At 50.1% G+C, this 7,182-nt stretch carries 4 protein-coding genes and 1 rRNA gene; 1 reads left to right on the top strand and 4 read right to left on the bottom strand.

Annotation, left to right across the window (positions count from 1 at the left end; genetic code table 11):
- The 3 genes from DNH61_RS07550 to gyrA form a co-directional block, all read right to left on the bottom strand.
- Positions 1–123 (bottom strand): 16S ribosomal RNA (locus DNH61_RS07550); the annotation flags it as partial.
- Positions 124–428: 305 nt separating this feature from the next.
- Positions 429–1,499, bottom strand: a complete 1,071-nt coding sequence (locus DNH61_RS07545) for an HD-GYP domain-containing protein (RefSeq protein WP_111146043.1) — start codon at positions 1,497–1,499, stop codon at positions 429–431.
- Positions 1,500–1,597: 98 nt separating this feature from the next.
- On the bottom strand, positions 1,598–4,129 hold the full coding sequence (gyrA, locus tag DNH61_RS07540) for a DNA gyrase subunit A (RefSeq protein WP_111146042.1): 2,532 nt from the start codon (positions 4,127–4,129) through the stop codon (positions 1,598–1,600).
- A 274-nt stretch (positions 4,130–4,403) separates the two neighbouring features.
- Here gyrA and DNH61_RS07535 point away from each other — a divergent pair, with 274 nt between their 5' ends.
- Entirely contained in the window at positions 4,404–5,228 is an 825-nt protein-coding gene (locus DNH61_RS07535) for a YheC/YheD family protein (RefSeq protein ID WP_111146041.1), read from the top strand.
- A gap of 36 nt (positions 5,229–5,264) precedes the next feature.
- Here the strand turns inward: DNH61_RS07535 and gyrB are convergent, their stop codons facing one another.
- The gene (gene gyrB / locus DNH61_RS07530) at positions 5,265–7,181 is read right to left on the bottom strand and encodes a DNA topoisomerase (ATP-hydrolyzing) subunit B (RefSeq protein ID WP_111146040.1); all 1,917 of its coding nucleotides are present in this window, start codon (positions 7,179–7,181) and stop codon (positions 5,265–5,267) included.
- Between the last annotated feature and the right edge of the window lies 1 nt (position 7,182).

Genomic DNA, 7,182 nt, shown 5'->3' with positions numbered 1-7,182 from the left:
GTGTTACTCACCCGTCCGCCGCTAATCTTTAAAGGTGCAAGCACCTTCAAAGATCCGCTCGACTTGCATGTATTAGGCACGCCGCCAGCGTTCGTCCTGAGCCAGGATCAAACTCTCCATTAAAGTAATGAAAGTTGACTTGCTCATTCTGTATTGCTTATCCATCATTCCATGAAGGAATGACAGGGCAGTTCGCTCGTTGTTCAGTTTTCAAAGAACAATTACGAAGGTTGTATTGTTGAATACCTTCTAATGTGCCGTCCGCCTCTCAGCGGCGACTTGAATAATATATCACAGCTGTCTAACTGAATGCAAGCTTTTTTATTCAAAAACTTTTTCGCCTACAGTCTGCAATAAAAAAAGCCGCATCGGCAGCTTAACTTGCAGCCCTCCGATACAGCTTTCCCTATCTTGCAAATCCTTAAACCCTACCCGGGTTGAACGATTGAATGAATATGCAAATTGCGCTCTATGGTCAGATTAACGATCTGGCCATTCACAGACACCCAAGGTCTTGTAGGATGCTGCCGGTCTGAGAAGATGATTTCTCCGGTACGGCCATCGCTCAGCTGAACAACCATACCGTTGTGAAACTGTGTTGCCTTCTCAATAAATGTTCGGACATAGGACGGATCCAATTTACCAAACGACTCTACCTGCAGCTGCTCCAATACCTGATAGGGCGAACTGGATTGACGATAGGAACGCTTCAGCGTCATAGCATGGAAAATATCCGCTATAGCGACTATCCTTGCATATGGATGGATACTGTCTCCCCCGATCGCCAGAGGATACCCGCTTCCATCTATCTTCTCATGATGCTGAAGAGCTGTTAATTTAACACCTTCATTGATTGCCGGTACATTCTTGAGCAGGTTGTACCCATGAAGTGTGTGCCTTCTCATTTCTTCAGCTTCTTCTCTGGTCAGTTCTGTCGGCTTATATAAGATCGTACGGTCAATCCTGATATTACCGATATCGTGGAACAGACCGGCCATAGCAATCGGCATCCAGTCCCTCTGGGGAAACTGGCACCACTGTGCCAGCTGATAGGAGGTCAATGCAGACAATGCGCTATTGTGGAACATATAGTCGTTATCTTCCGCCACAGTTGGACGGAAAGCCAGAACGTTATATTCACTGCTGTTCTTAAGAAGCTGCTCCAGCTGGTTCCGCAGTTCAAGGATGGGAAGACCGATGCCAGACGTATTCGTGGAAAAGATACGTTTGAGCAGGGTGAACATATGGTTATATTCCACTTCAAGATTCGTTAGCGGTTTAGTTTCGGCAGACTGAGACTCCTCTTGCTTCGGCCGGGCAGCCAGTCCTCCTTCACGTGACTCAATAACGACCTCTTGGATCAAAAATGCCTCCAGTACCTCCCGCTCTCGCGGTGTAATGACGGCACCCTTGTGCATGAGCGTACTCCCGAGAGGGGTAATCACATCCTGAGCAAGCCGATCCCCTAGCTTAACTTTTGACAATGCGACCGATGTCATGGCCGGCGTTCCCTCCCGATAACTCTGCTCGATAATCTATGTGAAGCATGTGCAAATTGTTGATCCTACGTATTACGAGATGCAGCAGATCCGGAGGACTATTCGTCCGCCGAATCCCCATCAGTCTCTTCACCCGTCACCGGGATATCCGGCAATTCACCTTCCGTAAGCTCTTCAGCTTCACCATCCGCATCAAGAGCCGGCTCTTCACTGCGCTGTACACGGGTTACCGTCGCTACGGAATCTTCTTCACGTATATTGATCAGACGTACGCCTTGTGTGTTCCTGCCCATGGTGGAGATGCCCGACATACTGGTCCGGATCAAGGTTCCAGACGATGTCATAATCATCAGGTCTTCTTCGTTGCTTACGACCTTGAGCGCCACGATACGGCCATTCTTGTCGGTAACATTAAGTGTCTTGATCCCTTTACCACCGCGTGTCTGAATCCGGTATTCACTCACTGGCGTACGCTTACCGTAACCCTTAGCTGTCACAATCAGCACATCCAGATCCGGGTCCACTACGTCCATATCAATGACTTCGTCACCCTCATCCAGCTGAATGCCCTTAACGCCAGTAGCCGAACGTCCCATAGAACGGACATCATTCTCCGAGAAGCGAATCGACATTCCAAGGCCAGTTCCCATAATGATCTCACGATTGCCGTCGGTCAGCCGGACACCGATCAGATCATCATCTTCACGCAGATTAATGGCTATCAGACCGACTTTACGGATATTGGCATAATCCTCCAGCGGTGTCTTCTTTACGATACCCAGCTTCGTTGCAAAAATTAAATACTGCTCTCCCTCGAAAGACTCAACCGGGATAACCGCATTAACCGTCTCACCTTGTTCGATCTGCAGCAGGTTAATAATCGGCGTTCCGCGTGCTGTACGGCTCAAGTCCGGAATCTCATAGGTCTTCAGGCGATATACCTTGCCCTTATCCGTAAAGAACAGCAGGTAATGATGGGTATTCGATACGTAGAGATGCTCTACAAAGTCATCATTCTTCGTATCCATACCAACTACGCCCCGTCCGCCCCTCTTCTGGCTGCGGTAGGTCGAGACCGGCAGACGCTTCACATAGCCGCTGTGAGTTATCGTCACAATTACATCTTCACGCGGAATCAGATCTTCATCGAGAATCTCTTCATCGCTAATTGTAATCTCTGTGCGGCGTTCGTCACCGAAGCGCTCCTTAATCTCTTCGAGCTCCTCACTGATAATGTTCAGCACCAGCTGCTCATCCGCCAGGATCGCCTTGTACTCAGCAATCTTCTTGAGGAGTTCAGCGTACTCCGCTTCGATCTTCTCCCGCTCCAAGCCTGTCAGGCGCTGAAGACGCATATCCAGAATGGCCTGCGCCTGGTCATGGGTGAGCTCGAAGCGCTCGATCAATCCTTCGCGTGCTTCTTCGGTTGTCCGGGAAGAACGGATCAGGGCAATAACCTCATCCAAGTGGTCCAGTGCGATACGCAGACCTTCGAGAATATGGGCTCTTGCTTCTGCCTTGCGAAGATCGTATTCCGTCCGGCGGCGTATAACTTCGATCTGATGCTGCAAATAATGATACAGCACATCCTTCAAGTTGAGGATCTTTGGCTCGCCGTTGACAAGTGCCAGCATATTAATCCCGAAATTCGTCTGCATCGGTGTCTGCTTATACAGATTGTTGAGCACCACATTCGGGTTAACGTCTCTGCGCAGCTCAATGACGATCCGCATACCGTTGCGGTCAGATTCATCCCGAAGATCGGTAATGCCGTCAATCTTCTTCTCGCGCACTAGCTCGGCAATCTTCTCTACCAGTCTGGCCTTAATGACCTGGAACGGGATTTCATGAACGATAATGCGGGCCTTACCGCCATTATCCTCAATTGTCGCACGGGCCCTCATCGTGACGGAGCCGCGTCCGGTCGTGTAGGCCTGCCGAATCCCTGCATGTCCCATAACATAGGCAGCAGTAGGGAAATCCGGGCCTTTTATATAATCCATCAGCTCGATAGGTGTGATCTCCGGATTACGAATCACGGCCTGAACACCCTCGATTACCTCTGTCAAATTGTGCGGAGGAATGTTCGTTGCCATACCAACAGCAATACCGGACACACCGTTGACGAGAAGGTTCGGGAACCGCGCCGGAAGAACAACTGGCTCATGCTCCTCACCGTCATAGTTTGGTATATAATCAATCGTTTCCTTGTTGATATCACGCAGCATCTCCATAGCCATCTTGGACAAGCGCGCTTCGGTATAACGCATGGCTGCGGCAGAATCGCCGTCAATGGAGCCGAAGTTGCCGTGACCATCAACTAGCATATATCGCAATGAGAAGTCCTGCGCCATCCGTACCATCGATTCATAAACGGCTGAGTCACCATGAGGATGGTACTTGCCGATTACTTCACCGACAATTCTTGCGGACTTCTTATAAGGTTTATCCGGAGACATACCAAGCTCAGACATCGCAAATAAAATTCTGCGGTGAACCGGCTTAAGTCCATCACGGACATCGGGCAGTGCACGGCTTACTATAATGCTCATGGCATAATCCATGAACGAATCGCGCATTTCCGTGCCGATATCGCGATCTATTATTTGAGAACGTTGTTCTTCGGCCATGCTAAACCTCCTGACATAACTAAAAAAGCACCAAACTATATTATATTACTTTCACGTTTCCAGTACAATTAAACGTTATGGTTTTCACATGCGGTTCTAGACCGGCATAGAAATGGGCAAACACGCTGTACCGAGGCGGACCATTCGACATATACTGTTACGAAACACCAAGGCATGCGACATTAGTCCCTAATTTTCATTATAGCCCATTCCTTGTCTTTTGTCCGGTTTAAAATTCCTTGTGCGGCATACTTTCTGAAAGGAGATGCCTCTGTTGGCTGTTCAGCGAGTCAAAAGCAAATTAGCCAAAACCAAAGTGCTTGAGCAGCATTGCTATATCCGGGATTTTATTCCCCTGACCAGGGAGCTGTCCAAGGTTTCTCTCAATGAAATGCTGACTCAGCATTCTATGGTATATATCAAGCCTGATATCGGATCATTCGGCAATGGCGTTATGCGGATTGAACAGCAGCCGGATGGTCTTTACCGCTTGCAGCTTCAATCTGACATCTATAGCTACTCTTCCTTCGATCGTCTCTATGAAGGGATCCGAAAACTTGCGGGACATAAAAAGTATCTCGTTCAGCGAGGCATCGAGCTGCTTCGGTATAATGACCGGCGATTTGATCTCCGCGTTATGGTCCAGAAGAATCCCAAGGGCAAATGGGAGACAACCGGGATCATCGGGCGTCTTGCCCATCCAGCCAAGGCCGTTACCAATTATCACAGCGGCGGTACGCCATTATCCTTCGAACAGCTTACACAAGCGATTCTTACGGATGAGGAACGTCAAGCTCTTACCCAGCGTTTAAAGTTGATTGGCGCAGCAGCAGCAAGCGGTCTCCAATCTGCTTACCCCAGATTGAAGGAGCTCGGACTGGATATTGCCATTGATACGGACAAACGTCCCTGGCTGCTGGAAGTGAACACACTTCCAGATCCCTGGCTGTTTCGCAAGCATGACGATCCTGCTGTTTTTCGTAAAATCTATCACTATGCCGCTGCGTACGGACGCTTTAAGCACAGCAGACGCAGCAAGCGAGCCAGGCAGCTGCGCTCATCCGGCCATGCGCATAAAACACAAAAGCCGTCCCCTTAAAGGGACGGCTTCGTATTCATTATTCGTATAACCGGACTATACGTCCAGATTTGTTACATACTTCGCATGCTCTTGAATAAAATCACGGCGCGGTTCCACATTGTCACCCATCAGGGTGTCGAAAATGGTATCAGCTATCATGGCATCCTCGATAGTAACCTGAAGCATCGTGCGGCTTTCCGGATCCATCGTCGTCTCCCACAGCTGGCCTGCGTTCATCTCTCCAAGACCTTTATAGCGCTGCACATTCACCTTCGCGCCTTCGCCAAATTCAGCAATGATCTGGTCGCGTTCCTTCTCGCTCTGGGCATAGCGGATCGTCTTGTTGCGCTCAATCTTGAAGAGCGGCGGCTGCGCGATATAGATATAACCAGCCTCAACAATTTGACGCATATACCGGTAGAAGAATGTGAGCAGCAGTGTCCGGATATGGGCACCGTCAACGTCTGCATCGGTCATAATAATGATTTTGTGGTAACGCGCCTTCGCCAGGTCAAAGTCATCACTGATTCCTGTGCCCAGCGCCGTAATAATCGCCCGGATCTCAGCATTACCGAGAATCCGGTCAAGACGCGCCTTCTCCACGTTGAGGATTTTACCCCGCAGCGGCAGAATCGCCTGAAAATGACGGTCGCGTCCCTGCTTGGCAGAGCCGCCGGCGGAGTCGCCTTCGACAATGTACAGCTCACTGATCGAAGCATCCTTGGATGAACAGTCTGCCAGCTTGCCCGGCAGTGCACTGACTTCCAGCGCGCTCTTGCGCCGTGTCAGCTCGCGGGCTTTACGGGCCGCTTCCCTTGCGCGCGCAGCCTGAACACCCTTCTCCATGATTTTACGGGAAACAGACGGGTTTTCCTCCAAGAACTCCTGCAGTTTCTCGGCAAAGAACGATTCAACGATCCCCCGTACTTCACTGTTGCCAAGCTTGGTCTTCGTCTGACCCTCGAACTGAGGCTCCGGAATCTTCACGGAAATGATCGCCGTCAGGCCCTCGCGGACATCATCACCCGACAGGTTCGAATCATTATCCTTGATAAAACCTGACTTGCGGGCATAATCATTGATGATCCGGGTGAGCGCACTCTTGAAGCCGGATTCATGCGTGCCGCCCTCATGAGTATTGATATTATTCGCGAACGAATAGATATTCTCCGTGTAGCTGTCATTATACTGGAGCGCTACTTCCACCTGGATGTGATCCTTGGAGCCTTCCACGTAGATTGGCGTTTCATGCAGCGCTTCCCGGTTGCGGTTCAGGTACTTGACGAATTCATTGATGCCGCCGTCATATTTGTACGTATTGGTCGTCTCAGTACGTTCGTCCGTCAGGACGATCTCAATTCCCCGGTTCAGGAACGCGAGTTCCCGGATCCTGCCCTGCAGAATATCATAATCATAGACGGTCGTCTCGGTAAAAATCTCTTCATCCGGTTTGAACGTTACGGTTGTTCCCGTAACATCGGTTTCGCCTACTACCTTGATATCATGCTGCGGGACACCGCGGCGGTAAGACTGCTCATATACATTACCGTCCCGCCTTACCTGAACAGTTACCCATTCCGAGAGGGCGTTCACTACGGAAATACCGACGCCATGCAGACCGCCGGATACTTTATAACCGGAATCGTCGCCGCCGAACTTGCCCCCGGCGTGAAGCACAGTAAGAACGACTTCAAGCGTCGACTTCTTCAGCTTTGTATTTTCCCCGACTGGGATACCCCGGCCGTTGTCTATAACCGTAATGCTGTTGTCTTCCCTTATGATGACTTCGATCCTGCTGCAGTAGCCTGCAAGCGCCTCGTCTATACTGTTATCTACGACTTCCCAGACCAGGTGATGAAGCCCCTTGCTGCTGGTAGAACCGATGTACATACCGGGACGTTTACGTACCGCTTCCAAACCTTCAAGAACCTGAATCTGACTCTCATCGTACGCTTGCTGATTCAAGGTCATG

The organism is Paenibacillus sambharensis, assembly GCF_003233845.1.
In the GTDB taxonomy this organism is placed as follows: domain Bacteria; phylum Bacillota; class Bacilli; order Paenibacillales; family Paenibacillaceae; genus Paenibacillus_I; species Paenibacillus_I sambharensis.
Note: the sequence above shows the minus strand (reverse complement) of the source record. Positions and strands in the feature narration are given on the sequence as shown.

Coding starts and splice junctions, on each gene's coding strand:
- DNH61_RS07545 (WP_111146043.1), bottom strand. CDS start 1,499: ATGACATCGGTCGCATTGTCAAAAGTTAAGCTAGGGGATCGGCTTGCT.
- gyrA (WP_111146042.1), bottom strand. CDS start 4,129: ATGGCCGAAGAACAACGTTCTCAAATAATAGATCGCGATATCGGCACG.
- gyrB (WP_111146040.1), bottom strand. CDS start 7,181: ATGACCTTGAATCAGCAAGCGTACGATGAGAGTCAGATTCAGGTTCTT.